This window comes from Stenotrophomonas sp. CCNWLW162 (genome assembly GCF_037203745.1).
Lineage (GTDB): Bacteria > Pseudomonadota > Gammaproteobacteria > Xanthomonadales > Xanthomonadaceae > Stenotrophomonas > Stenotrophomonas maltophilia_AQ.
On sequence record NZ_JBBCBL010000002.1, the window covers coordinates 495636 to 519162 of the forward strand.

The 23527-nt window shown below is 66.9% G+C and carries 20 protein-coding genes and 2 tRNA genes; 13 read left to right on the forward strand and 9 right to left on the reverse strand.

What is annotated here, in order from left to right; all coding sequences use genetic code 11:
- The first annotated feature begins 3 nt into the window (after positions 1-3).
- The 8 genes from V9K93_RS07245 to V9K93_RS07280 all read left to right on the forward strand — a co-directional run bounded on the left by V9K93_RS07245 (position 4) and on the right by V9K93_RS07280 (position 11947).
- Positions 4-3126, forward strand: coding sequence for an efflux RND transporter permease subunit (locus tag V9K93_RS07245; protein ID WP_136639171.1), 3123 nt, complete (start codon positions 4-6; stop codon positions 3124-3126).
- Between the two features lie 327 nt (positions 3127-3453).
- Positions 3454-5511: a TonB-dependent siderophore receptor gene (locus V9K93_RS07250; protein WP_295380248.1), complete on the forward strand. Its 2058-nt coding sequence runs from the start codon at positions 3454-3456 to the stop codon at positions 5509-5511.
- 103 nt (positions 5512-5614) lie between these two features.
- Positions 5615-7792 (forward strand): YccS family putative transporter, encoded by a 2178-nt coding sequence (gene yccS, locus V9K93_RS07255; protein ID WP_136639169.1) that lies wholly within the window; start codon positions 5615-5617, stop codon positions 7790-7792.
- A gap of 121 nt (positions 7793-7913) precedes the next feature.
- The gene (locus V9K93_RS07260; protein ID WP_295380246.1) at positions 7914-8708 is read left to right on the forward strand and encodes an SDR family NAD(P)-dependent oxidoreductase; all 795 of its coding nucleotides are present in this window, start codon (positions 7914-7916) and stop codon (positions 8706-8708) included.
- A 97-nt stretch (positions 8709-8805) separates the two neighbouring features.
- Complete coding sequence (locus V9K93_RS07265) at positions 8806-10695, forward strand: MFS transporter (protein ID WP_136639167.1); 1890 nt, start codon at positions 8806-8808, stop codon at positions 10693-10695.
- Positions 10696-10877: 182 nt separating this feature from the next.
- Positions 10878-11165: a CD225/dispanin family protein gene (locus tag V9K93_RS07270; protein WP_012512303.1), complete on the forward strand. Its 288-nt coding sequence runs from the start codon at positions 10878-10880 to the stop codon at positions 11163-11165.
- A gap of 34 nt (positions 11166-11199) precedes the next feature.
- Positions 11200-11478, forward strand: a complete 279-nt coding sequence (locus V9K93_RS07275) for a CD225/dispanin family protein (protein ID WP_005411298.1) — start codon at positions 11200-11202, stop codon at positions 11476-11478.
- Positions 11479-11521: 43 nt separating this feature from the next.
- On the forward strand, positions 11522-11947 hold the full coding sequence (locus V9K93_RS07280; protein WP_337302279.1) for a DUF2752 domain-containing protein: 426 nt from the start codon (positions 11522-11524) through the stop codon (positions 11945-11947).
- Between the two features lie 385 nt (positions 11948-12332).
- Here V9K93_RS07280 and ampE read toward each other — a convergent pair whose 3' ends face one another.
- The 5 genes from ampE to V9K93_RS07305 all read right to left on the reverse strand — a co-directional run bounded on the left by ampE (position 12333) and on the right by V9K93_RS07305 (position 16027).
- Positions 12333-13220 carry a regulatory signaling modulator protein AmpE gene (ampE, locus tag V9K93_RS07285; RefSeq protein ID WP_046983698.1) on the reverse strand — a complete coding sequence of 296 codons (888 nt, stop codon included), beginning with the start codon at positions 13218-13220 and terminating at the stop codon, positions 12333-12335.
- A 146-nt stretch (positions 13221-13366) separates the two neighbouring features.
- Complete coding sequence (gene nudC, locus V9K93_RS07290; protein ID WP_136639165.1) at positions 13367-14272, reverse strand: NAD(+) diphosphatase; 906 nt, start codon at positions 14270-14272, stop codon at positions 13367-13369.
- A 118-nt stretch (positions 14273-14390) separates the two neighbouring features.
- A complete protein-coding gene (gene erpA / locus V9K93_RS07295; RefSeq protein WP_046983696.1) occupies positions 14391-14783 on the reverse strand; it encodes an iron-sulfur cluster insertion protein ErpA in 393 nt (130 codons plus the stop codon).
- A gap of 31 nt (positions 14784-14814) precedes the next feature.
- Positions 14815-15279, reverse strand: a complete 465-nt coding sequence (locus tag V9K93_RS07300) for a bactofilin family protein (protein WP_046983695.1) — start codon at positions 15277-15279, stop codon at positions 14815-14817.
- Positions 15280-15283: 4 nt separating this feature from the next.
- Positions 15284-16027 (reverse strand): DUF6776 family protein, encoded by a 744-nt coding sequence (locus V9K93_RS07305; RefSeq protein WP_012512305.1) that lies wholly within the window; start codon positions 16025-16027, stop codon positions 15284-15286.
- A gap of 179 nt (positions 16028-16206) precedes the next feature.
- On the opposite strand from V9K93_RS07305, the gene V9K93_RS07310 reads away from it, so the two are divergent.
- The 3 genes from V9K93_RS07310 to V9K93_RS07320 are packed head-to-tail and all read left to right on the forward strand — an operon-like array spanning position 16207 to position 20955.
- Positions 16207-16824, forward strand: a complete 618-nt coding sequence (locus V9K93_RS07310) for a DUF4126 domain-containing protein (protein WP_046983694.1) — start codon at positions 16207-16209, stop codon at positions 16822-16824.
- Positions 16825-16868: 44 nt separating this feature from the next.
- Positions 16869-18755, forward strand: a complete 1887-nt coding sequence (locus V9K93_RS07315; protein WP_136639164.1) for an EAL domain-containing protein — start codon at positions 16869-16871, stop codon at positions 18753-18755.
- Position 18756: 1 nt separating this feature from the next.
- Complete coding sequence (locus V9K93_RS07320; protein ID WP_337302280.1) at positions 18757-20955, forward strand: ATP-binding protein; 2199 nt, start codon at positions 18757-18759, stop codon at positions 20953-20955.
- A 58-nt stretch (positions 20956-21013) separates the two neighbouring features.
- Here V9K93_RS07320 and bfr read toward each other — a convergent pair whose 3' ends face one another.
- From bfr to V9K93_RS07335, 3 genes are all read right to left on the reverse strand, one after another.
- A complete protein-coding gene (gene bfr, locus V9K93_RS07325; RefSeq protein ID WP_006398834.1) occupies positions 21014-21484 on the reverse strand; it encodes a bacterioferritin in 471 nt (156 codons plus the stop codon).
- Between the two features lie 144 nt (positions 21485-21628).
- On the reverse strand, positions 21629-21838 hold the full coding sequence (locus V9K93_RS07330) for a (2Fe-2S)-binding protein (protein ID WP_032951724.1): 210 nt from the start codon (positions 21836-21838) through the stop codon (positions 21629-21631).
- A gap of 108 nt (positions 21839-21946) precedes the next feature.
- The gene (locus tag V9K93_RS07335; protein WP_006398836.1) at positions 21947-22567 is read right to left on the reverse strand and encodes an RNA pyrophosphohydrolase; all 621 of its coding nucleotides are present in this window, start codon (positions 22565-22567) and stop codon (positions 21947-21949) included.
- A gap of 120 nt (positions 22568-22687) precedes the next feature.
- Here V9K93_RS07335 and V9K93_RS07340 point away from each other — a divergent pair.
- Both V9K93_RS07340 and V9K93_RS07345 read left to right on the forward strand, forming a co-directional pair.
- Positions 22688-22764, forward strand: a tRNA-Met gene (locus V9K93_RS07340).
- Between the two features lie 58 nt (positions 22765-22822).
- Positions 22823-22897, forward strand: a tRNA-Gln gene (locus V9K93_RS07345).
- Between the two features lie 237 nt (positions 22898-23134).
- Here V9K93_RS07345 and rpsI read toward each other — a convergent pair.
- Positions 23135-23527, reverse strand: a complete 393-nt coding sequence (gene rpsI / locus V9K93_RS07350; RefSeq protein WP_005411311.1) for a 30S ribosomal protein S9 — start codon at positions 23525-23527, stop codon at positions 23135-23137.

Consider the following 23527-nt stretch of genomic DNA (forward strand, 5'->3'; position numbering starts at 1 on the left):
ACGATGAACCTGTCCGGCCCCTTCATCCGCCGTCCGATCGGCACCGCGCTGCTGGCCATCGGCCTGTTCATGGTCGGCCTGATCTGCTACCTGCGGCTGGGCGTATCGGCGCTGCCGAACATCGAGATCCCGGTGATCTTCGTGCACGCCAGCCAATCGGGCGCAGATGCGGCGACCATGGCCTCGACGGTCACCGCACCGCTGGAGCGCCACCTCGGCCAGCTGCCCGGCATCGACCGCATGCGCTCGTCGAGTTCGGAAGGCAGCTCGCTTGTGTTCATGATCTTCCAGAGCGGCCACAACATCGATTCGGCCGCGCTGGACGTACAGACCGCGATCAATTCTGCACAGGCCGACCTGCCCTCGGGCATGGGTTCGCCGATGTACCAGAAGGCGAACCCGAACGACGATCCGGTCATCGCCATCGCGCTGACCTCGCAAACGCAGTCGGCCGACGAGCTGTACAACGTCGCCGACTCACTGCTGGCCCAACGCATCCGCCAGATCAGCGGCGTGGCCTCGGTCGACATCGCCGGTGCCTCGACGCCGGCGGTGCGTGTGGACGTCAACCTGCGCCTGATGAACGCGCTGGGCCTGACCGCCGATGACCTGCGCAACGCGGTGCGTGCGGCCAACGTGACCTCACCCACCGGCTTCCTCAGCGATGGCAACACCACCACCGCGATCATCGCCAACGATTCGGTCGCACGCGCTGCCGACTTCGCCGACCTGGTGGTGAAGACCCAGGGCGACGGCCGGGTGATCCGCCTGAAGGACATCGCCAACGTCTACGACGGCCAGCAGGACGCCTACCAGGCCGCGTGGTTCGACCACAAACCGGCGGTGGTGATGTACGTGTTCACCCGCGCCGGCGCCAACATCGTGGAGACCGTAGACCGGGTCAAGGCGCAGATCCCGACCCTGCGCGACTACCTGCAGCCCGGCACCACGATGACGCCGTACTTCGATCGTACGCCGACCATCCGCTCGTCGCTGCATGAAGTGCAGATCACCCTGCTGATCAGCCTGGCGATGGTGGTGCTGACCATGGCGCTGTTCCTGCGCCGGCTGGCACCCACGCTGATCGCCGCAGTGACCGTGCCGCTGTCGCTGGCCGGTGCCGCGCTGGTGATGTACGTGATGGGCTTCACCCTGAACAACCTGAGCCTGCTGGCGCTGGTGATCGCGATCGGCTTCGTGGTCGATGATGCGATCGTGGTGATCGAGAACATCATGCGCCACCTCGACGAGGGCATGCCGCGCATGCAGGCGGCGCTGACCGGTGCCCGCGAGATCGGCTTCACCATCGTCTCGATCACCGCCTCGCTGGTGGCGGTGTTCATCCCGCTGCTGTTCGCCAGCGGCATGATGGGTGCGTTCTTCCGCGAGTTCACCGTTACCCTGGTCGCGGCCATCGTGGTGTCGATGGTCGTCTCGCTGACGCTGACCCCGGCGCTGTGCAGCCGCTTCCTCAGTGCCCATGATCACAAGGCAGCGCCGTCGCGCTTCGGCCGTTGGCTGGATGCCGGCCACGAGCGCATGCTGCGCATCTACACCGTATTCCTCGACTTCTCGCTGCGCCACGCGTTGCTGCTGTCGTTGACGCCGCTGATCCTGATCGGCGTCACCATCTTCCTGTTCGGCGCAGTGAAGAAGGGCGCGTTCCCTCCGCAGGACACCGGCCTGATCTGGGGCCGCGCCAACTCCAGTGCCACCGTCTCCTTCGAGGACATGGTCGCCCGCCAGCGTCGCATCACCGACATGCTGATGGCCGACCCGGCGGTGAAGACCGTGGGCGTACGCCTGGGCAGCGGCCGCCAGGGCTCCAGCGCACAGTTCAACGTCGAGCTGAAATCGCGCAAGGAAGGCCGCCGCGAAACCACCGCACATGCACTGGCACGCTTGAGCGCCAAGGCCGACCGTTACCCCGACCTGCAGCTGCGCCTGCGTGCGATCCAGGATCTGCCCAGCAACGATGGCGGCGGCTCCAGCCAGGGCGCGCAGTACCGTATCTCGCTGCAGGGCAATGACCTGGCGTCCCTGCAGGAATGGCTGCCCAAGCTGCAGGCGGAACTGAAGAAGAACCCGAAGCTGCGCGATGTCGGCACCGATGTCGACAATGCCGGGCTGCGCCAGAACATCGAGATCGACCGCGCCAAGGCTGCGCGCCTGGGCGTATCGGTCGGCGCCATCGATGGGGCGCTGTACGGCGCGTTCGGCCAGCGCCAGATCTCGACGATCTACTCGGACATCAATCAGTACAGCGTGGTGGTCAACGCCCTGCCCTCGCAGACCGCTACGCCGGCAGCGCTGGACGAGGTGTACGTGCGGGCGCGCAACGGCGAGATGGTGCCGATCACGGCGATGGCCAAGCAGGTGCCGGGGCTGGCGCCGTCGCAGATCACCCACGAGAACCAGTACACGACGATGGACCTGAGCTACAACCTGGCGCCGAACGTGAGCATGGGTGAGGCCAAGGCGATCATCGACGCGACCGTGGCCGGCATGCGCATGCCCGGCGACATCCGCCTGGCCGATGATGCGGGCTTCGGGTTCAACTCCGATCCCAGCGACATGCTGATCCTGGTGTTTGCCGCGATCCTGACCGTGTACCTGGTGCTGGGCATGCTGTACGAGAGCCTGATCCATCCGGTCACCATCCTGTCCACGCTGCCGGCGGCCGGAGTGGGCGCGCTGCTGGCGCTGTTCGGCACCAACACCGAACTGTCGGTGATCTCGATGATCGCACTGGTGCTGCTGATCGGCATCGTCAAGAAGAACGCGATCATGATGATCGACTTCGCGCTGGTGGCGCAGCGCGAGCATGGGCTGGCCCCGCGCGAAGCGGCACGCGAGGCCAGTATCGTGCGCTTCCGCCCGATCATGATGACCACGATGGTGGCGATCCTGGCCGCCGTACCGCTGGCGATCGGCCTCGGCGAAGGGTCCGAGCTGCGGCGCCCGCTGGGTATCGCGATGATCGGCGGCCTGCTGTTCTCGCAGAGCCTGACGCTGCTCAGCACACCAGCGCTGTACGTGATCTTCTCGTGCCTGGCCGAACGCTGGCGGGCACGCCGCGCACGCAAGCGCGAAGCGAAGCTGCTCAAGCGCGCGCAGCGGGCGTAGAAGGGTCATCCACGCATGGCGTGGATCTACTACTGGTAGAGCCGGCCGCTGGCCGGCTTTCTCCATACAGCCAATCTGCCGGCCAGCGGCCGGCACTACCGTGGATGCAGATGGTGGGTGTGGATGGTGGGTGCGGACCGTTGGTCCGCACGCCTCCGGGTTTGACGCGCCGTAACGAAAAGAGAACAATTCTCATCCAGCCATGGTCCTGCGCCCCGTTGTGGCGCCCCGCTGCCGGCTTCCGGCACGCCTGTGTGATCCCAGCCACTGCCCCTTCCCCCACCCGTGGGCGGATGGCCCGTGGCCGTCCGTCGAGGACCACCATCGATGCTACCTTCCCGTTCCCCCCGCCTGGCCCTGCTGGCCGTTGCCCTTTCCGCCGCCTGTGCCGCCCACGCCGAAGTGCCGGCCGGCAGCCGTAGCGCCACCGATCTGGATGCGGTGAAAGTCACTGCCGAGCGCACCCATACCGACGCCGGCGCACTGGGCGACCGCGCCCTGCGCGACACTCCGTTCGCGATCACCGCGGTTGGCCGCGAGCAGATAGAGCAGCGCCAGGTGGTCTCGCTGGGTGAAGCCTTCCTGCTCGACCCCTCGGTCAGCACCCAGGTCAGCGCCTATGCCAGTGGCTGGAGCTCGCCGATCCGCAACCGCGGTCTGGAGCTGAACTACGACAGCTACCGGGTCAATGGCCTGCAGGTCTCGTCCTGGGGCACCGAATGGCCACTGGAAGTAATGGAACAGGTCGATCTGCTGAAAGGCCCGGGCGGATTCCTGTATGGCTTTGGCACCCCCGGCGGCATCGTCAACTACATCACCAAGAAGCCAACCGACACGCCCACGTTCTCCGCCCAGCTGGGCTGGCGCGAACAGGGCATCGTCAGCGGCGGCATCGACGTTGGCGGCCGCTTCGGCAACGAGCAGATGTTCGGCTACCGCTTCAACGCCTTCCAGGAAAAGGGCGAGACCTTCAACGGCGGGCATGTCGATCGCAAGGTCGGCGCGCTGTCGCTGGACGCGCGCCTGAGTGATGCGCTCACCTGGACCTTCGACGGTGTGTTCCAGTCGCGCGACCTGCGCGAGGAATCGCCGCAGTACTACTTCCGTGGCCTGACCTCGTTGCCGCGGCCGATCTCTGGAGATACCGACAACAGCGTGCCCGGCACCTACTACGACACACGCTCCAGCCTGCTGTCGACCGGCTTGAACTGGCAGATCAACAGTGACTGGAAGGCCAGCCTGAGTTATGGCGTCACCACTTCATGGAATGACGTCAACAAGATCTTCGCCTACATCGATGATCTCAACGGCGACTACGACGTCAATGTCTACGAACTGGGTGGCAAGAGCGAGTGGAAGCTGGCCCAGGCGATGTTGCAGGGCAGCTTCCGCACCGGTCCGCTGCAGCATCAGGTGGTGGCAGGCATCAGCCACCAGACCGGGCTGGGCTGGGACCGTCCCTACGAGTGGAACCTGATCGGCCGCGCCAACCTGTACCAGCGCCATGCCATCCGCCACGACGCCGTCGGTTCGCGGGTGATGACCCGCGGCGACGAGACGGTGCAGCAGGCGGTGTTCGCAAGCGATACGGTGAACCTCGGCAGCGGCTGGTCGGTGCTGGCGGGCTGGCGCTACAACGACTTCGAAACCAAGGGGCGATACCACACCTACCCGGTCACCCCGACCTACGCCGTGATGTTCAAGCCCAGCGAGGCGGTCACCCTTTACGCCAGCTACATCGAGTCGCTGGAGGCGGGCAGCCGCGTAGGCAACAGCTACATCAACGCCGGTGACGTGCTCGATCCCACCATCAGCAAGCAGTACGAGATCGGTGCCAAGGTCGAAGCGGCGCGTTGGAATGCGAACGTGGCCGCGTTCCGGCTGGAACGTGGTGCCAACATCGATGAGCTCACGCCGGCCGGCAAGCGCCTGGTGCAGGATGGCGTCACGCTGTACGAAGGCATCGAAGCCAGTGCCGACCTGCACCTCAACGATGCACTGACGGTCGGCGGCGGCGTCACCTGGCTGGATCCGACCTACGACAAGCTGTCCCCGGGCAGCGCCGCACAGGAAGGCAACCGTACCGCCGGTGCTGCGCGCTGGAGCGGCGTACTGCACGCCACCTACCAGCTGCCCTGGGTAGACGGTTTGGAGACCTATGCCGCCGTGCGCTACTACGGCGATGTCTGGTACGACGCCGACAACACCCTGAAGCTGCCCGACTACACGCTGGTGAACGCAGGCATCGGCTATCGCCTGCTGGCGTCAGGCCATCCGGTGACCCTGCGTGCCAGCGTCGAGAACCTGGCCAACCGCAGGTACTGGTCCAACGCCGGCGCCGGCCTGCCGCGCACGTTCGCGGTGAGCGTGCGTTGGGAGATGTGATCCAACGGTAGCGCCGCGCTGCGCCCTCGCCGGGCACGGCCCGGCGCTACCGGATTTCACGCAAGGCCCGCAATAATGGGGGCATTCCGCCTCCCGAGCCTGCATGTCCGCCCGCCAATCCAGTCTCAGTCGCCTGTGGGCCCACGAGAAGGCCAGTTATGGCCTGCGGGTGTTCATCGCCCTGACCGCAGCTGTCGCCGTGTGCTGGCAGCTGGATGCACTGACCGCGCTACCCGGCGTGTTCCTGGGCATCATCGCCAGCGCCATCGCCGAGACCGATGACAACTGGTGGGGCCGGACCAAGGCCGTGGCGCTGTCGCTGTTGTGCTTCTGCCTCGCCGCGGCTTCGGTGATCTGGCTGTTCCCATGGCCGTGGATCTTCATCGCCGCGCTGGCGCTGTCCACCTTCGGCCTGACCCTGCTCGGTGCGCTCGGCGAGCGCTATGCGTCCATCGCCCAGGCCACGGTGACGCTGGCGATCTACACCATGATCGGGCTGGAACAACACGGTGCCAGCGATCTGCACAGCGCGCTGGAAGCGGTCAGCCACCTGCTGGCCGGTGCGGTCTGGTACGGCCTGCTGTCGATCCTGTGGACCACGCTGTTCGCCAACCGGCCGGTGCGCGAACGGGTGGCGCGCCTGTATGTGGAACTGGGCCGCTACCTGCAGCTGAAGGCCGCGCTGTTCGAACCGGTGCGCGAGGCCGACCTGCAGCGTCGCCAGCTGGACCTGGCCGAACAGAACCGGCGCGTGGTCGGTGCGCTCAACGAAGCCAAGACCGCGATCCTGGCCCGCTTCGGTCGCTCCGGCCGGCCCGGCGTCAATTCCGGCCTGTACCTGCGCCTGTACTACATGGCGCAGGATTTCCATGAGCGCGCCAGTTCCTCGCATTACCCGTACGGCGCGCTGGTCGATGCGTTCTTCCACAGCGACGTGCTGTACCGCTGCCAGCGCCTGCTCGACCTGCAGGGCCAGGCCTGTGCGCGGCTGGGCGAGGCGATCCGCCTGCGTCGTCCGTTCGTGTATGGCGAAAGCAACCAGCAGGCCGGGCGCGACCTGGCCGATGCGCTGGCCTACCTGCGCGACCAGCAGCGTCCGCAATGGCAGCGCCTGCTCGGCTCGCTGGACCTGCTGGTGCACAACCTGCGCAGCATCGAGCGCCGCCTGCTCGATGCGGAGCGTTCCGAGGCCAGCCTCGACAACGTTGACACCCGCCTGCGCGACAGCAACCCGCATAGCCTGCGCGAGATGGGCGTGCGTATCCGCCAGCAGCTCACGCCGGGCTCGGTGCTGTTCCGCCATGGACTGCGCATGGCGCTGGCACTGATCGCCGGCTTCGCTGCGATCCGCTTGTTCAATGCACAGAACGGCTCGTGGGTGCTGCTGACCATCGTGTTCGTGTGCCGTCCCAACTTCGGTGCAACCCGCCAGCGCCTTGCACAACGCATCGTCGGCACGCTGTTCGGCCTGGTGCTGACCTGGGCACTGCTGCAGCTGTTCCCGCAGCTGCACGTGCAGCTGCTGATCGCGCTGCTGTCGGCGCTGCTGTTCTTCTTCACCCGCACCGACCGCTACCTGGTAGCGTCGGCGGCGATCACGGTGATGGCACTGACCTGCTTCAACCTGATCGGCGACGGCTTCGTGCTGATCGTGCCGCGCATGGTCGATACGCTGCTGGGCTGTGCGATCGCCGCTGCGGCCGCGTTCCTGATCCTGCCCGACTGGCAGGGCCGGCAACTGCATCTTGTACTGGCGCGGGTGCTGGATACCGCTGCGCGCTATCTGGATTCGGTGCTGGGCCAGTACCGCAGCGGCATGCGCGACGACCTGGCCTACCGCATCGCCCGCCGCGACATGCACAACGCCGACGCCGCGCTGTCTACCGCGCTGTCGAACATGCTGCGCGAACCCGGCCACGTGCGCCGCAACCTGGACGCCGGCTTCCACTTCCTGGCGCTGTCCAACACGCTGCTCGGGCACCTGTCGGCCCTGGGTGCGCACCGCGACCAGGTGGACAGCTACGCCGGCGATCCGCTGGCACTGGCTGCCGGTGAGCGCGTGCGCAAGGCGCTGCAGCAGCTGGCGACGGCCCTGACCGCACGGCAGCCGGTCGCAGAGGAGGACAATGATGCCGACCGCGCGGTGGCCGCCGAGCTGGAGCAGATTGACGAGGCGATGCCGCCGAAGCTGCAGTTGATCCGCACGCAGATGGCGCTGGTGCTGCGGATGCTGCCGAAGGTGCGCGCGGCGGCCAATGAGGCGGTACGCACGCTCACCTGACAGCCTGCCGCCGTGCATCGCCCGGTGCTACCGCCAACGCAACATCGCGTTGCATCCAGCGCTGCATCCCGATCACGCAGCCACGCGGATACTGCGTGATCCCCCTGCCCCGGATTCCTCCATGAAGATCGAACTCAGCAGCCGTACCGCGCTGGTCACCGCCTCCACCGCCGGCATCGGCCTGGCGATTGCCCAGGGCCTGGCCGTCGCCGGTGCGCGGGTCATCCTCAATGGCCGCAGCACCGACAGCGTCGAGCGCGCCCGCCAGCGCCTGCTCGACGCCGTTCCAGATGCCGACGTGCTCGGCGTGGCTGCCGACCTGTCCGATGCGGCCGGTGTCGATACGCTGCTGGCCGGCTTGCCCAAGGTCGACATCCTGGTCAACAACGCCGGCATCTTCGGCCCCGAGGACTTCTTCGAGACCGACGATGCGACCTGGGAGCGCTACTGGCAGACCAACGTGATGTCCGGCGTGCGCCTGTCGCGGGCGCTGCTGCCGGCGATGGTCGATGCTGGCTGGGGCCGCGTGCTGTTCATCTCTTCCGAGTCGGCCCGCAACGTTCCCGCCGACATGATCCATTACGGGGTCAGCAAGACCGCGCAATTGTCGTTGTCGCGCGGCCTGGCCAAGCGCGTGGCCGGCAGCGGTGTCACCGTCAACGCGGTGCTGCCCGGCCCCACCCTGTCCGATGGTTTCGCGGCGATGTTCGAAGATGAACGCCAGCGCAGCGGCAAGCCACTGGAGCAGATCGGCCGCGAGTTCGTGATGGCGCACCGGCCGTCTTCGGTGATCCGGCGCACCGCCACGGTTGAGGAAGTGGCCAACATGGTGGTGTACCTGGCCTCGCCGCAGGCCTCGGCCACCTCCGGCGCGGCGCTGCGCGTGGATGGCGGCGTGGTCGACGATATCGTCTGACACCTTTCAAAGTGTGCGGACCAACGGTCCGCACCCACAGGTCCGCACCCACAGCGGATAGGCAGGAATGCTAGGCTGCGCCGGTCAAGGAGGCTCCATGTCCGGTCACAACCAGTTCGCCCTGCTGCGCCAGCGCCGTTTCCTGCCGTTCTTCGTCGTCCAGGCGCTCGGTGCGTTCAACGACAACGTATACCGGCAGGCGATCATCAGCATGTTGCTGTTCATGGCCGTGCCGGAGGAAGAACTGGGGCTGTACGCCACGCTGGCACCGGCCATCTTCATCCTGCCGTACTTCCTGTTCTCGGCACTGGCCGGGCAGATCGCCGACAAACTTGAGAAATCGCGGCTGATCGTGATCACCACCAGCATGGAGATCGTGATCATGTCGCTGGCGGCCACCGGGTTCCTCACCCAGAGCCTGCCGGTGCTGCTGATCGCGCTGTTCTGTACCGGCATGCAGTCGACGTTGTTCGGCCCGGTGAAGTACTCGGTGCTGCCGTCGGTGCTCAAGCCCGAAGAGCTGACCGGCGGCAATGGCCTGGTCGAGATGGGCACCTCGATGTCGATCCTCTCCGGCATGATCGTCGGCGGGCTGGTATTCACCGTTGCCGGCAGTCATGGCACGGTGGTGGCGGCCTGCGCGATCATCGGCCTTGCGATCTGCGGCAACATCGCCGCGCGGCTGATCCCCAAGGTCGATGCCGGCGACCCGAACCTGAAGATCAACTGGAACCCACTGCCGGAGTCGCTGGCGGTGCTGCGCATGGCACGCCAGCAGAAAGCGGTGCGCAACGCGATCCTGGGCGTGTCCTGGTTCTGGTTCGTCGGCACCGTGCTGACCTCGCAGCTGCCGGCCTATGCGGTGACCAACCTCGGCGGCGAACCGACCCTGTACATCTTCGCCCTGGCCCTGTTCTCGGTGGGCACCGGCGTCGGCTCGCTGCTGTGCGAGAAGCTGTCGGCACGCACGGTGGAAATCGGCCTGGTGCCGCTCGGTGCGTTTGGCATGACCGCGTTCCTGCTCGACCTGTACTTCGCCCGCAGCGGCGAGGCGACCGTGCACGGGCTGTCCATCGGCCCGTTCCTGCAACAGCCTGGCAGCATCCGTATCGTCATCGACCTGATCGGCATCGGCCTGTTCACCGGCATCTTCGTGGTGCCGCTGTTCGCGCTGATCCAGAGCCGCACGCCGAAGGCGCAGATGTCACGCGTGTTCGCCGCGCTGAACATCCAGAACTCCGGCTTCATCGTCGGCGCCGCGTTGCTGTCGCTGGCCGCGCACAAGCTGCTGCACTGGACCATTCCGCAGCAGTTCCTGGCGCTGGCCATCGCCAACGCACTGGTGGCGATCTACATCTTCACCATCGTCCCCGAATTCCTGATGCGCTTCCTCAGCTGGGTGATGGTGCGCACGCTGTACCGGCTGCGCCCTCACGGCATCGAGGCCAACGTGCCCGACGAAGGCGCCGCGCTGCTGGTCTGCAACCATGTCAGCTACATGGACGCGCTGATCCTGTCGGCGACGATCCCGCGCCCGGTGCGCTTCGTCATGTACTACAAGATCTTCAACATTCCGGTGATGCGCTGGATCTTCCGTACCGCCAAGGCGATCCCGATCGCTGGTGCCCGCGAAGACCCGGCGTTGATGCAGGGCGCGTTCGACGAGATCGACGCGGCGCTGGCCGAAGGCGAACTGGTCTGCATCTTCCCCGAGGGTGCGCTGACCCGCGACGGGCAGATGGCACCGTTCAAGTCCGGGGTGGAGAAGATCCTCGAACGGCGGCCGGTGCCGGTGGTACCCATGGCGCTGCGTAGCATGTGGTCGAGCATGTGGAGCCGGCGCGACACCCGGCTGGGCCGCATGCGTGTACCGCGCCGCTTCCGCGCCACCGTAGAAGTGGTCGCCGCGCCGGCCGTGGATGGCCACACCACCAGCGCCCCGGTGCTGGAGGCCCAGGTGCGGGCGCTGCGTGGTGACCACGCCTGACGGAATCGGCTCGCCTAGGCGGACCCGGCGACCTTCCCGCATACGCTACCGTGCAGTGGCGAACACGGAATACCGCGACTGTAAACGCATACATGCAACGCCGGTTGCGGTAGATTACGCACCCACAGGGGGGAGGTCCGGCCGATTCACAACGGCCGACCACCAAGGAATGGAGTCTCGCTTTGAATCAACCACCACCGCTCAGCCGTCCGGTCTACATCCCCAACCATCTGGTCTGGGCAATCCTGACGACGCTGTTCTGCTGCCTGCCGTTGGGCGTGGTGTCGATCGTCTATGCCTCCCAGGTCGATGGCCGCCGCGCGGCCGGCGACCTGCCGGGGGCCTACAGCGCGTCGCGCAAGGCGGGCTGGTGGGCGGTGGCTTCGGCCGTGTCCCTGCCGGTCCTGTTGCTGTTGTGGTTCGGGCTGTTCGGCGGCTTGGCCGTACTGGGCGCTCTTTCCGACCAATGATTCACCACCACCACCCATCAAGGAGCTTGAACCCATGAATACTGCTACTCCGCAGGTCCCGAACAACCTGGTCTGGGCCATCCTGACCACCCTGTTCTGCTGCCTGCCGGCCGGCATCGTGTCGATCGTCTACGCCGCACAGGTCAACGGCAAGCTGGCGGCTGGCGACATCGCCGGTGCCCAGGACTCCGCTGCCAAGGCCAAGAAGTGGGCCATCTGGTCGGCCATCGCCTGGGCCGTGCTGGTGGTGCTGTACGTGCTGTTCTTCGTTGTGCTCGGCGGCATGGGCGCGATGAGCAACAGCGGCTACTGATACGCCTGGACGGATCCGGCGCCTGCGCCGGATCCGTTGTTGCATGTCCGCGCTTCCCGCTCGTTCCCGACTCGCCCGCTGGGCACCGCTGCTGGTCTCCGCCGGCCTGGCCGTGGGTGCCACGGTGGTGTTGCGCAACGTCAATCCGTATGTCGCCGGCAATCCGCTGCCGAGCTGCCCGCTGTACGCGCTGACCGGCCTGTACTGCCCCGGCTGTGGCAGCACGCGCTGCCTGTATTCCCTGGTCCATTTCGACCTGCCCGGCGCGATGGCGATGAACCCGCTGCTGGTCATCAGCCTGCCGTTCCTGTTGCTGATGCTGCTGAACATCGCCGGCGTCCGCCCCCGTGTACTTGATCCGCTGATGCGGGTGCTGGCCAATCCCGTGTTCTGGCTCTGGGTGCTGCCCGGGTATGCGCTGCTGCGCAACCTGCCGTGGGCACCGTTCACTGCGCTGGCACCGATCTAGGTTTCCAGCCAACGGCGCAGCCCCTCGTGGTGGGCGGCGTTTGAAGGTAGAAGCCTTGGGGTTGGCCGGGTGGGTGGCCTGCGCAGGGGGCGTTGCAAGTCACCCTCCGGGGGCCGGCCCAGCCGCTGCCGGCTGGGCGTTCGGTCGCTTGCGAAGCAATGCTTCGCAAGCAAAGCGCCCTCACCCATGTAAGCTCGGTCGCCGCTTGCACGTGTGCGCTGTCCTGCGCGCACGAGCGAGGCGCCATCGAGCCCCCAGGGACGGGTTTACGGCGTGTCCTGCAGCCCCACACCGTCCCGCCCAACCATCAGCAATCCAGAGCTGCTGTTGCTGTTGCTCCGACCTTTGCCTCTGCAGGTGCAGGGCTGCAAGCCCTGCAATACAACTACGTCACCCAGCCTGCAATCACCAGCAGGGCGAGGATCGCCAGCCACAGCAGCAGCATCCGCCACACCAGGCTCATCGCATCGCGCAGGTCCGGCAGCCGCTGCCATACCGGCAACAGTCCCGCCTCGGTGTAATCGTGCGCATCCTCGCGCAGCTCGGCGTTGACGCTGGCCCGTGCCACCGCGCCAAGAAAGCCGATGTCACCGGCCAGGCGTTCGCCATGGGCCTGGCGCCAGGCCTTCCACGCCGTATCGAAGTTACCCACCAGCGCCATCGAGAACGCCATCAACTGCGCCACCGGCCACTCGATCCAGCCCAGCAGACGCTGTGCCAGTGCCAGCGGCTCCACCGGCACGCGCGCGCGCATCGGGCTTTCCGCCATCAGTGCCAGCAGCCGGTACCCCAGCGCACCGGCCGGGCCCAGCAGCAGGAACCAGAACAGCACCGCGAACCAGCGCCGCAGCGCGTTGAGTACGGTCGCCTCGACCAGTGACGGAATGTCCTCGCGCAGGCTGCCGCCGGCCGACTGCAGGTTGCGCACCGCCGCCTGACGCGTCGCGGCATCGTCGGCATCGATGATCGCTTCGATATCGCGGTCCAGGTCGCGCGGGCCCCAGCACCACGCCAATACCGCCACGCCCAGCAGCAACGATGGCAGGCCGAACAGCGCGCCGCGCAGCAGCCAGGCCAGCAGCGCCATCAGCAGCAGCGGCGGCAGCAGCGCCAGGGCCACGCCTGCCGGCCCCTGCCAGGCCTTGCCACCCCGCGCGTCCAGCCAGCCCAGCCAGCGCCGGAAGCCATCGAAACGGCGCAGCGAAGCGGCAGCGGCCGGAGCCACATGGCCCAAGGCCAGTGCCACCAGCACGGCGGCCAGAGTGGTGAACATGGCAGGTCTCCCTACGAAACAGAACGCTAGGCGTCGCTACCTTACCTGTCGCAGCGACGCCTCCTGCGATGGATCGCACTGTAACCCGAGGCGTGTTCAGGTGGCGGCAATGCTGGCACCAGAACACGCCTGGCAGCCCCTGGCCATCACCCCTGCTGCTGGCGGTACCAATGCTCGATCAGGCCCCGCGAGATCGAGATCGGCGGCGACAGGCGGATGCCCTGACCATCGTCCTCGACATCACGTGCCAGCGCCGCGCCGACGTCTTCGGCGCTGAACCAGCGCGCGTCTTCCAGCTCTCCGTCCACGGTCGGCAGGTCATCCTGGGCCTGCGCACGGAAGCCGATCATCAGCGCACCAGGGAACGGCCACGGCTGCGAACCGAGGTATTGGCAGGCGGTCACCCGCACCTTGCTTTCCTCGTGTACTTCGCGCACTACGGTCTGTTCGAAGGTCTCGCCCGGTTCGACAAAGCCGGCCAGCACCGAGTAACGGCGCGGCGCCCAGTTCGACTGCCGGCCCAGCAGCAGCCGGCCCTGGTTCTCCACCGCCACGATCACCGCCGGATCGACCCGAGGGTAGTGCTCGGTGGAACACTGCGTGCAACGGCCGACAAAGCCGCCACGGGCAAATGCCACGGCACCGCCGCACACGCCACAGAAGCGGGTGCGCGAATGCCAGTAGGACATGCCGCGGGCATAGCTGAAGGCGGTCGCATCGGCCATCGACCACAGCAGGGCGGCCTGGCGCAGGTCGAGCCGGCGCGGCGCAGTAACCGAAACGCTGGCGGCTTCGACCGAGAACCAGGCCTGCTCGCCACGCAGGCCGAGGAAGACTGCGGCACCAGGGCCACCACCGATGTCGGCGCCGGTCAGCGCCAAGGGCTGGTCGTCGTCGCCGGTGAAGGCGGTACCGTCCTGATCGAGCACGAGAATGCGCGCGCCCGGCCACAGGCGCGCCAGTGCATCGGCATCGTCGCGCAGGGCATCGGCGCGCTCCAGCGGTTCGCCCACGAAGGCGAAACCGGAAAGCGGCGAAGGAGTATTGGGCATCCGGCAAGCGTGCCGTCAATCGATGCGGGTGGCAAGCCGCAGGCTTTGCGGAAACCAGCTGTGGGGTGGAGCTTGCTCCACACACCTTGTCGCGCAGGGGGCAGGCCCCGCGGCCTGTTTACATGCTGAAGCTGCTGCCGCAGCCGCAGGTAGTCTTGGCGTTCGGGTTGCGGATCACGAACTGGGCACCGGTCAGGCTCTCGGTGTAGTCCACCTCGGCGCCCATCAGGTACTGCAGGCTCAGCGGGTCGACCAGCAGGGTCACCCCGCTGGTCTGCACCGCCAGATCGTCCTCGGCACGGTTCTCGTCGAACTCGAACCCATACTGGAAGCCCGAACAGCCGCCACCCTCGATGTACACGCGCAGGGCCAGGTCGAGGTTGCCCTCTTCCTGGATCAAAGATCTGACCTTGGCGGCCGCCGACTCGGTGAAGTTCAGCGGGCGCTCCAGCGACTGGTAATCGGGCGCGGCGACCGGGCTGGCGCCGGGCAGGGAGACTAGCGTGCTCATGGTCTCAGCATGGGGGCGTCGACGCTGGGTTTCAAGCCATCGCCTCGGCCAGCTTGCGGCGCGCGGCGGTATCGCCCTTGCCACCGTTGGCGTCGTCGCTTTCCGGGGCCGGCAGGGCCGCCATCGGGGCGCTGGCGTGGATCAGGCGTCCATTCAGCTGGGCCCCCGCATTCATCTCCACCACCTGGTAATGGACATTGCCGTTGACCCGCGCGCTCGGGGTCAGCTCGACCTTCTCGGTGGCGTGCACGTCGCCGTCGAGACGACCGCTGATGACCACCACCTGGGCGCGGATCTCACCCTCGATCACACCATGCTCGGCGACCGTCAGGGTCGCGCCACTGGCACCTTCAGCGGCGATCACCTTGCCATGGATGCGGCCTTCCACGTACAGCCCGCCACTGAATTCCACATCACCGCGGATCACCACCTGGTTGCCGATCAGGGCATCCACCACCAGCTGGCCTTCACGGTTGGATTTGCTGCTTCCGAACATCTGCCTACTCCCCTTTGGCGGCCGGCGCACCGGCCTGTTTCCAGTCGAATACCTGGGTGGTGCCCCCCGCACCACTCCCCAATGTCACCCGCACGCGTTGCGGGGTGAAGTCAGCCGGCAGCATCACGCTGCCGCTGATCTGCTGGAAGTACCGGAACGAGTAATCCTGTCCCGGCACCTTGCTGCGCTGGTGCAGATCATCCCAGCTGATCGTGGCCAGCTTGCCGTTCTTCACGCCTTCCACGGTGAAGCGCATCTGCCCCTGGCTGATGGCACCGCGGTTGAGGTTCTGGGTCAGCACGGCGGTGTACTGCCAGGTGCCGGCCGCTTCCGGGCTGAACTCGATGGAATGGGTGTTCAGGCCCTTGCGCTGGCTGGTCGAACCCACCAGTCGCTCATAGAAGGCGACGTCGGCGCGCAGGCCGGCGATTTCTTCGTCACGCTCGGCCAGCGAGGACTGCACCTCGGTATTGGCGGCGCGGCTGATGCGGTCGGAGGCTTCCAGCGTGGCCTGTTTCTGGCGCAACTCGGTCAGCTGCGTCTGCAGGCCCTCGGCACGCTTCTCGGCGGCCTGCAGGCGCTGGCCCTGCGCATCGCGCGGCGTGGCCATCCAGCAGCCACCCAGCGCGGCCAACACCAGGCTGAGCAGCCAGATGCCACCGATCACCAGCAGGCGGCGACGGTCCATCGGCGGTTGCGGCGCGCCGGGCAGGCGCACCTGCACGCGCATGGGTGGGCGGTTGTTCATGGGTGGTTTCCGGGGCATCGCGAGGGCGACACCGATACGGCCCCTGTGGCAAACGACGGGCTAGTGTATGACAGGACAGGTGGGTTTCCTGCGCAGGGACCGGCGGCGGTCTGTGGCGTTCAGGCACGCCATCGCCGATAGTGTGGCCCCCTGCACAGTTCCGTCGCCGGAGCATCGCCATGACCGAAGCCCACCTGTTCGTGATCGGCATCCTGCTGGCCTGGCTGGCCGGTATTCGCGTCTACCTCACCGTGTTCGGCGTCGGCCTGGCCGGCCTGCTCGGCTGGGTCGACCTGCCCCCCGCCCTGCAGGCCACCGAGTCATGGTGGGTGCTGGGCACCTCCGCGGCGCTGGCCGTGGCCGAATTCTTCGCCGACAAGATTCCCGGCGTGGACTCGGCCTGGGACCTTGTGCAGACGCTCGCGCGCGTGCCTGCCGGTGCCTTCCTCGCCGCCGCCACGCTGTCGCCCGATGGGCAGCTGGGCACCGGCGCGCTTGCTGCCGGTGCCGGTGTCGCGTTGGCCAGCCATGGCCTGAAGGCCGGCACCCGCGCGTTGCTCAACACCTCGCCGGAACCGGCCAGCAACTGGGTCGCGTCCGCTGCCGAAGACACCGTGGTGATCGGCGGCCTGGCACTGGCCCTGGCACATCCGTGGATCGCGCTGATCGTGGTGCTGGCCTGCAGCCTGGCCGGTGCCCTGCTGGTGTGGCTGGTCTGGCGCACCCTGTGGAAAGGCGTGCGCTGGCTGGCACGCGGTGTCGCCGCAGACGGTCCGCGACAGCCCGGCACCGGTTGAACGCCGGGCTTGTCGCATAATGGACGCGAACACCAGGAGCACCGATGGCCGCAAACGAATCCCCCGCGGGCGCCCGCCCGGGACGCGCTGAAACCCCTCCGGCCGATCATTGGCAACGCTGGACCGCTGAACCGGCAAGTCCGGTCGCAGCCGCCGCGGCGGCAACCCCGTCGCTGGCCGCGGTTGACACGCCGGCGACGATCGGCAGCGCACCGCCGCCGCTGCCCGGCCCTGGCGCACTGGCTGAAGCAGGCAACAATGACCAGGCACCGCCGCCCTCCGATTCGCCCTACCGCGTGCTGATCGTCGAGGATGACCGCGCCCAGGCCTTGTTCGCGCAGAGCGTACTGCACGGTGCCGGGATGCAGGCGATCGTGCACAGCGATGCCGATGGCGCGCTGCAGGCCATCAAGGAACATCGCCCCGATCTGATCCTGATGGACCTGCACCTGCCCGGCCTGGACGGCATGCGCCTGACCGCGCTGATCCGCCAGCAGCCTGGCCTGCAGTTGCTGCCGATCGTGTTCCTCAGCGGCGATCCGGATCCGGAGCGCCAGTTCGAGGTGCTCGACAGCGGTGCAGATGACTACCTGAGCAAGCCGATCCGCCCCCGCCACCTGATCGCGGCGGTGGCCAACCGCATCCGCCGCGCACGTGCCCAGGCCGCAACCTTGCCCGGTGCCACCGGCGCACCGGCCACCAGCAATCCGGAAACCGGCCTGCCGACCCGCCACCACGTGCTGCAGCAGCTCAACACCGCGCTCGCCCACCGCGACCACGGGGGCGTGTTCTTCATTGAAGTGGCCAGCGCGCTGGGCCTGCGCGAGCGCTACGGCTATGCCGCGTTCGAGCGCCTGATGGTGCAGGCCGGGCAGCGCCTGGCCGAAGCCGGTCATCCGCACCTGCTGGCGCGCTTGAACGACAACAGTTTCCTGCTGCTGGCCCGCAGTGCTGACGAAGACAGCCTCGAAGGCATCGCCGCGACCCTGCGCGAGCAGTTGTCGGCGCGGGCCTTCGTGATCCGCGACGACGAATCGGTGCACCTGCGCGGCGTGGTCGGTTACGCGCCGATGTCGCCGGGCTTCGACGATGCCAACAGCGCGCTGGAAGCGGTCGAGCGCACCACCCTGCAGGCGCGCCTGCTCAGCGCCGGCGTCGCCGGTCATGTGCATCGCCAGGCGATCACCGAACAGGAACACCTGGCCCTGCTGGAAGGCCAACTGGAACTGGCCTACCAGCCGATCGTCGCCGTCGCCGGCGGCAACACCGCGCAGTACCAGCTGTTGCTGCGCCTGCGCCAGGCCGATGGCACGGTACTGGCGGCCGGCCAGGTGATTCCGGCTGCGGAAGCGGCAGGCCGCATCGCTGATCTCGACCAGCAGGTGATGGACCATGCGCTGGGCCTGCTCGATCTGTACCGGCATGCCACGCAACCGTTGAACCTGTTCGTGTCGCAGTCGCTGCGCACCCTGCAGCGCGATGCCTTCGCCGACTGGCTGCTGGAATCGCTGCAGCGGCGCGACCTGCCCGGTAGCGCGCTGGTGGTCGACGTACGCCTGCCCGACGCGTTGATCCACACCGTGCCACTGCAGCAGTTCTGCCAGCGCATGGCCGGCGCCGGCGTGCGTTTCTGCCTGAGCCAGTTCGAACCCAGTGCCGACGCCGATGCACTGCTGACCCAGCTGCCGCTATCGTTCGTGCGCATGGCCGCGCGCTTCTCCAGCAGCCATGCCAACCCGGCCACCCGCGAAGAACTGCGCAGGGCGATCGAGCAGGCGCATGCCGCCGGCCTGCAGATCATCGGGCAGCAGATCGAAGACCCACAAGCCGCAGCCGCGATGTGGGTCGGTGGCGTCGACTACATCCAGGGCAACATGGTGCAGTCGGCCGGCAGTGACCTGAACTTCGACTTCCACAACGCGGTGCTCTGACGTGCCGCTGTGGGGCGCGCTGCTGGTTGCCCTTGCTGCGGCCGCCATCGTGCTGCTGATGGGCCTGCGCCTGCGTACGCGCAATCGTGCGCTGGCCAGCCTGCAGCGCGAGCGCAGCGTACTGGCCAGCGAGCGCGACCAGCTGCGCCGCACCACCGAACGCCAGGGCCAGCTGGAACAGCAGCTGCTGCAGGCCAAGCAGGCCGCCGAAGCGGCGGTGCTGGCCAAGGGCGAGTTCCTGGCCACGATGAGCCATGAGATCCGCACCCCGCTCAACGGCATCCTGCCGATGCTGGAGCTGATCGCACGTGGACCGCTGGGCGAGGACCAGCGACAGATGCTGGCCACCGCCTCGGCCAGCTCGCAGCAGCTGCTGCGCATCGTCGACGACATCCTCGATTACTCGCGCCTGGAAGCGCAGGCGCTGGAACTGGAGATCACCAGCTTCAACCTGCGCGAGCTGCTCGATGGCGTGGTGCAGCTGATGCAGCGCGCCGCCGATTCGAAGGGCCTGGTACTGGGCCTGCAGCTGGACCCGTCGGTGCGGCTGCCGGTGCGTGGTGACCCGGTGCGCCTGCGCCAAGTGCTCAGCAACCTGCTTGCGAACGCGATCAAGTTCACCGCGCGTGGCCAGGTGCAGCTGCGCGTGCAACGGCTGGGCGAAGGTGCCGCGCAGCACCAGCTGCGCTTCGAGATCACCGATACCGGCATCGGCATCGACCAGGCACTGCAGGCGCGCCTGTTCCAGTCCTTCAGCCAGGCCGATGCCTCGACCACCCGCATCTACGGTGGCACCGGCCTGGGCCTGGCCATCTGCAAGCGCATCATCGACCTGATGCAGGGCCGCATCGGCGTGCAGTCCACGCCTGGCCAGGGCGCCACTTTCTGGTTCGAGATTCCGCTGCTGAAGGTCCCCGGCGACCTGCCCGCGATGGCGCGCGCACCGGCAGCGCTGCTGTTGTTCAGCGCCGATGCCTCGCTACAGGCACGCGTCGAGCGCGTCGCGGCCCACCACGGCCTGCAGGTTCAACCGCTGCCGCAACTGGATACGCTGGTCGAACGCCTGCGCGCGGTACCGCGCCCGGGCCAGCAGGCGCCCGCCTGGCTGCTGGTTGATGCACGTGCGCGCCGCAACGGCGAGGTGACGCTGCAGCGGGCGTTGGCCGAACGTGGCGAGGACGACGCACTGCGGGTGCTGTGGCTGCAGGACGAGGCGCTCCCGCCGCACCCGCGCCAGCACCAGCTACCCGCCCATTTCGATGATGCCGCCCTGCATGCGCTGCTGGCCGTTCCGGTGGCGCATGCGCGCCCGGCTGCGCTGCTGGCCAACGCCGAAGATGGGCAGCCGGCAGCGGCATTGCCGCCGCTGCACCTGCGCGTGCTGCTGGTGGAAGACAACACGGTCAACCGCATGGTGGCCGAACAACTGCTGCGGGTGTTCCAGTGCGAGGTGCGCAACGCCAGCGATGGCGAACAGGCACTGCTCGCGCTGCGCGAGGGCGGCGTGGATGTGGTGCTGATGGACTGCCAGATGCCGGTGCTGGATGGCTACGCCGCCACCCGCCGGTGGCGCGCCGAGGAAGCGGAATCCGGTCGCCCGCGGTTGCCGATCATCGCAATGACCGCCAATGCCATGGCCGGTGACCGCGAACGCTGCCTGCAGGCCGGAATGGATGACTACCTGTCCAAGCCGATCGCGCGCGCCACGTTGCATGCGCTGTTGAAGCGCTGGGGGCAACGATCGAGCGATGTCGCAGCGTCGAGCTTGCTCGACGGCAACGCCCCCGCGGCCGGTCGAGCCCCGCCAGCCGAGCATGGCTCGGCTCTACAAAACACAAAAGGCCACGCCGCTCCGCAGCCGGTGCTTGACCGCGGTGTTCTGGACGAACTGCACGCGGTGATCGGCGATGCCGCGCTCCAGATCGTCGCGGTGTTCCTGGAAGATGCACCCGCAATGGTGCAGCAGCTTCAGCAGGCCGCGCAGAACGGCGACGAGCCGCGCCTGCAGGCACTCGCGCACACCCTGAAATCATCCAGTGCGAATGTGGGCGTGTTGTCGCTGTCGGCGGTCGCGCAGCGCATCGAGCATGAAGCCCGTGCCGGCAGCCTGCAGCGCCCCGCCGTGGCGGTGGCGCTGCTGGTTGCGGAATTCGCCCGGGCGCGCGTGGCGCTGACGGGCTACCTGGCACAGCATCGGTAGCGTCGAGCTTGCTCGACCATCGCCATGCTGGACACAGTCGAGCAAGCTCGACGCTAAGTCACTCTTCCAGCTTGCTCAGCAGGTACTTCGGCTCACCGATACGCTCGATCAGGTCGAGCTGGGTTTCCAGCCAGTCAATGTGTTCTTCCTCCGAATCGAGGATCTTCACGAACAGCTGGCGGCTGACGTAGTCGCCGACTGAATCGGAATAGGCCACGGCCTCGCGCAGGGTGACCACGCCGTCGCGTTCCAGCGACAGGTCACACTGCAGGATCTCGGTCGGGTTCTCGCCGATGCGAAGCTTGCCCAGCGCCTGGAAGTTCGGCAGGCCTTCGAGGAACAGGATGCGGTCGGCGAGCATGTCGGCATGCTTCATCTCGTCGATCGATTCCTTGTACTCGTGTTCGGCCAGTTCCTTGATGCCCCAGTTCTTCAGCATCTTGGCATGCAGGAAGTACTGGTTGATCGCGGTCAGCTCGTTGTAGAGGACCTTGTTGAGGAATTCGATGACCTTGCTGTCGCCCTTCATGGGGGTGCTCCTGCGCGCTGAAAACGCAGGCACTTTAGCGCCTTGCGCGCGCCGGTGAAGGAACGCGAATCGTGCGCATTGGCCTGTGCGGCACGCAGTGAAGGGAACGAGTGAGCGGCGTCAATGCGCCGCGAAAAAGGTTGCTCAGGCGACCTGTGCCAGGCCGAGCACCGGCAACGGCAGGTCGTGGGTGGCGCGCGCCTTGGCCAGCAGTTCGCCGGCCATGTCCAGGCAGGAACCGCAGGTGGCGCCACAGCCCGTACGCATGGTCAGCTCGGCCACCGACGTGACGCCATGGCTGGCGGCTTCGCGGATCTGGTGGTCGGTGACTCCGTTGCAGATGCAGACGTACACAGGCGTAAACCGGGCTGACAGGCCAGAGGTGGCCTGTTGGCTATTCCAATGGAAACGAGAATGGTTGTCAATCAGAGACCTGAACCATTCTCGATACCGTTCAGCCGGTTACGCCGGCGGCACGTCGCCCTGCGCCTTCTTCGGCCAGTAGCCACGGCTGCGCGGACGCTTTCGCGGGCGATCGTGGCCAGCCGTGTGGCCGGGCATCCAGGCCTCGGCAGCACTCTTGGGCATGGCCGTGACGCCCTGCCCGGCCACCCCGCGTGCCAGCGGCGCCAAATGTCGCAAAGCGCGTGCATAGACGCCGCGCTTGAACATCACCACATGCTCCACCGGGTACCAGAAATCCACCCAGCGCCAGTGGTCGAACTCCGGCGAATCGGTATGGTCCAGGCACACATGGGATTCGTCACCGGTCAGGCGCAGCAGGAACCAGACCTGCTTCTGGCCGATGCAGACCTGCCGCTCGTTGCGGCGGATGGCCCGCGCCGGCAGCTTGTAGCGCAGCCAGCCGGGCGTTGCCCCGAGCACTTCCACGTGCTCAGGCAGCAGGCCGGTCTCTTCCTGCAGTTCACGATACATGGCCTCGACAGGCGTCTCGTCGGTATTCATGCCACCCTGCGGGAACTGCCAGCCATCCCGGCGCACACGTCGTGCCCAGAACACCTGGCCGTCCTGCCGCATCAGCACAATGCCGACGTTCGGTCGATAGCCGTCCGGATCGATCACGATGCGGACTCCTAAAAAATCTACTGGTTGGGACTATCCCATGCCGTCTGTCGGCCTACAAGCACGACACAAAAGTGTTGACAGGGTCGATACACATCAGCAGAATAACGGGCTCACCGAGGCTATGTAGCTCAGCCGGTTAGAGCACAGCACTCATAATGCTGGGGTCGGTGGTTCGAGTCCACCCATAGCCACCACACTGAAATCCAAGTTGTTTTTCAGTGTGAAAAGTGAGAAAATAGTTACACGTTACATTGCCCCGTCGCCAAGCGGTAAGGCACCTGACTCTGACTCAGGCATTCGGTGGTTCGAATCCATCCGGGGCAGCCAGATTAAAAAGCAAAAGGCCAGATCGAAAGATCTGGCCTTTTGCTTTTTAATCTGGTCCCGCAACCTGGCGAAGAGCAGCCGAGCATCGGCTCGGCGCTACAGGAAGCCAAGGATAGTGCCGGCCAATGGCCGGCAACCTCGAAATGCGTACCCCAGAACGACAAAAGCCCGGCCGAAGCCGGGCTTTTGCTTTTCCATCCAGCGGGCCCCCGAAGGAGCCCAACCAGGCGCGGTAGATCAGCGCTTGGAGAACTGGGTGGCGCGACGGGCCTTGTGCAGACCGACCTTCTTACGCTCGACTTCACGGGCGTCACGGGTCATGAAGCCAGCCTTGCGCAGCTCGGACTTCAGGGTTTCGTCGTACTCGACCAGCGCACGGGCGATGCCCAGACGGATCGCACCGGCCTGGCCGGTGGTGCCGCCGCCAGCGGCGGTGACCAGGATGTCGAAGCTTTCGGTGTTCTTGGTCAGCTCGAGCGGCTGGCGCACGATCATGCGCGCGGTCTCACGACCGAAGAACTCGTCCAGCGGACGGCCATTGACGGTGATGTTGCCCGAACCCTTGCGCAGGAACACGCGAGCGGTGGAGGACTTGCGGCGGCCAGTGCCGTAGTTTTGAGTGATAGCCAT

What these genes read in the sequence shown, in the direction of transcription:
- V9K93_RS07280 (WP_337302279.1), top strand. Translation starts at nt 11,522, where the DNA reads ATGTCCGCGCTTCCCGCTCGTTCCCGACTCGCCCGCTGGGCACCGCTG.
- V9K93_RS07265 (WP_136639167.1), top strand. Translation starts at nt 8,806, where the DNA reads ATGTCCGGTCACAACCAGTTCGCCCTGCTGCGCCAGCGCCGTTTCCTG.
- erpA (WP_046983696.1), bottom strand. Translation starts at nt 14,783, where the DNA reads ATGAGCACGCTAGTCTCCCTGCCCGGCGCCAGCCCGGTCGCCGCGCCC.
- V9K93_RS07260 (WP_295380246.1), top strand. Translation starts at nt 7,914, where the DNA reads ATGAAGATCGAACTCAGCAGCCGTACCGCGCTGGTCACCGCCTCCACC.
- rpsI (WP_005411311.1), bottom strand. Translation starts at nt 23,527, where the DNA reads ATGGCTATCACTCAAAACTACGGCACTGGCCGCCGCAAGTCCTCCACC.
- V9K93_RS07275 (WP_005411298.1), top strand. Translation starts at nt 11,200, where the DNA reads ATGAATACTGCTACTCCGCAGGTCCCGAACAACCTGGTCTGGGCCATC.
- V9K93_RS07310 (WP_046983694.1), top strand. Translation starts at nt 16,207, where the DNA reads ATGACCGAAGCCCACCTGTTCGTGATCGGCATCCTGCTGGCCTGGCTG.
- ampE (WP_046983698.1), bottom strand. Translation starts at nt 13,220, where the DNA reads ATGTTCACCACTCTGGCCGCCGTGCTGGTGGCACTGGCCTTGGGCCAT.
- bfr (WP_006398834.1), bottom strand. Translation starts at nt 21,484, where the DNA reads ATGAAGGGCGACAGCAAGGTCATCGAATTCCTCAACAAGGTCCTCTAC.
- V9K93_RS07305 (WP_012512305.1), bottom strand. Translation starts at nt 16,027, where the DNA reads ATGAACAACCGCCCACCCATGCGCGTGCAGGTGCGCCTGCCCGGCGCG.
- V9K93_RS07315 (WP_136639164.1), top strand. Translation starts at nt 16,869, where the DNA reads ATGGCCGCAAACGAATCCCCCGCGGGCGCCCGCCCGGGACGCGCTGAA.
- V9K93_RS07250 (WP_295380248.1), top strand. Translation starts at nt 3,454, where the DNA reads ATGCTACCTTCCCGTTCCCCCCGCCTGGCCCTGCTGGCCGTTGCCCTT.
- V9K93_RS07245 (WP_136639171.1), top strand. Translation starts at nt 4, where the DNA reads ATGAACCTGTCCGGCCCCTTCATCCGCCGTCCGATCGGCACCGCGCTG.
- V9K93_RS07300 (WP_046983695.1), bottom strand. Translation starts at nt 15,279, where the DNA reads ATGTTCGGAAGCAGCAAATCCAACCGTGAAGGCCAGCTGGTGGTGGAT.
- yccS (WP_136639169.1), top strand. Translation starts at nt 5,615, where the DNA reads ATGTCCGCCCGCCAATCCAGTCTCAGTCGCCTGTGGGCCCACGAGAAG.
- nudC (WP_136639165.1), bottom strand. Translation starts at nt 14,272, where the DNA reads ATGCCCAATACTCCTTCGCCGCTTTCCGGTTTCGCCTTCGTGGGCGAA.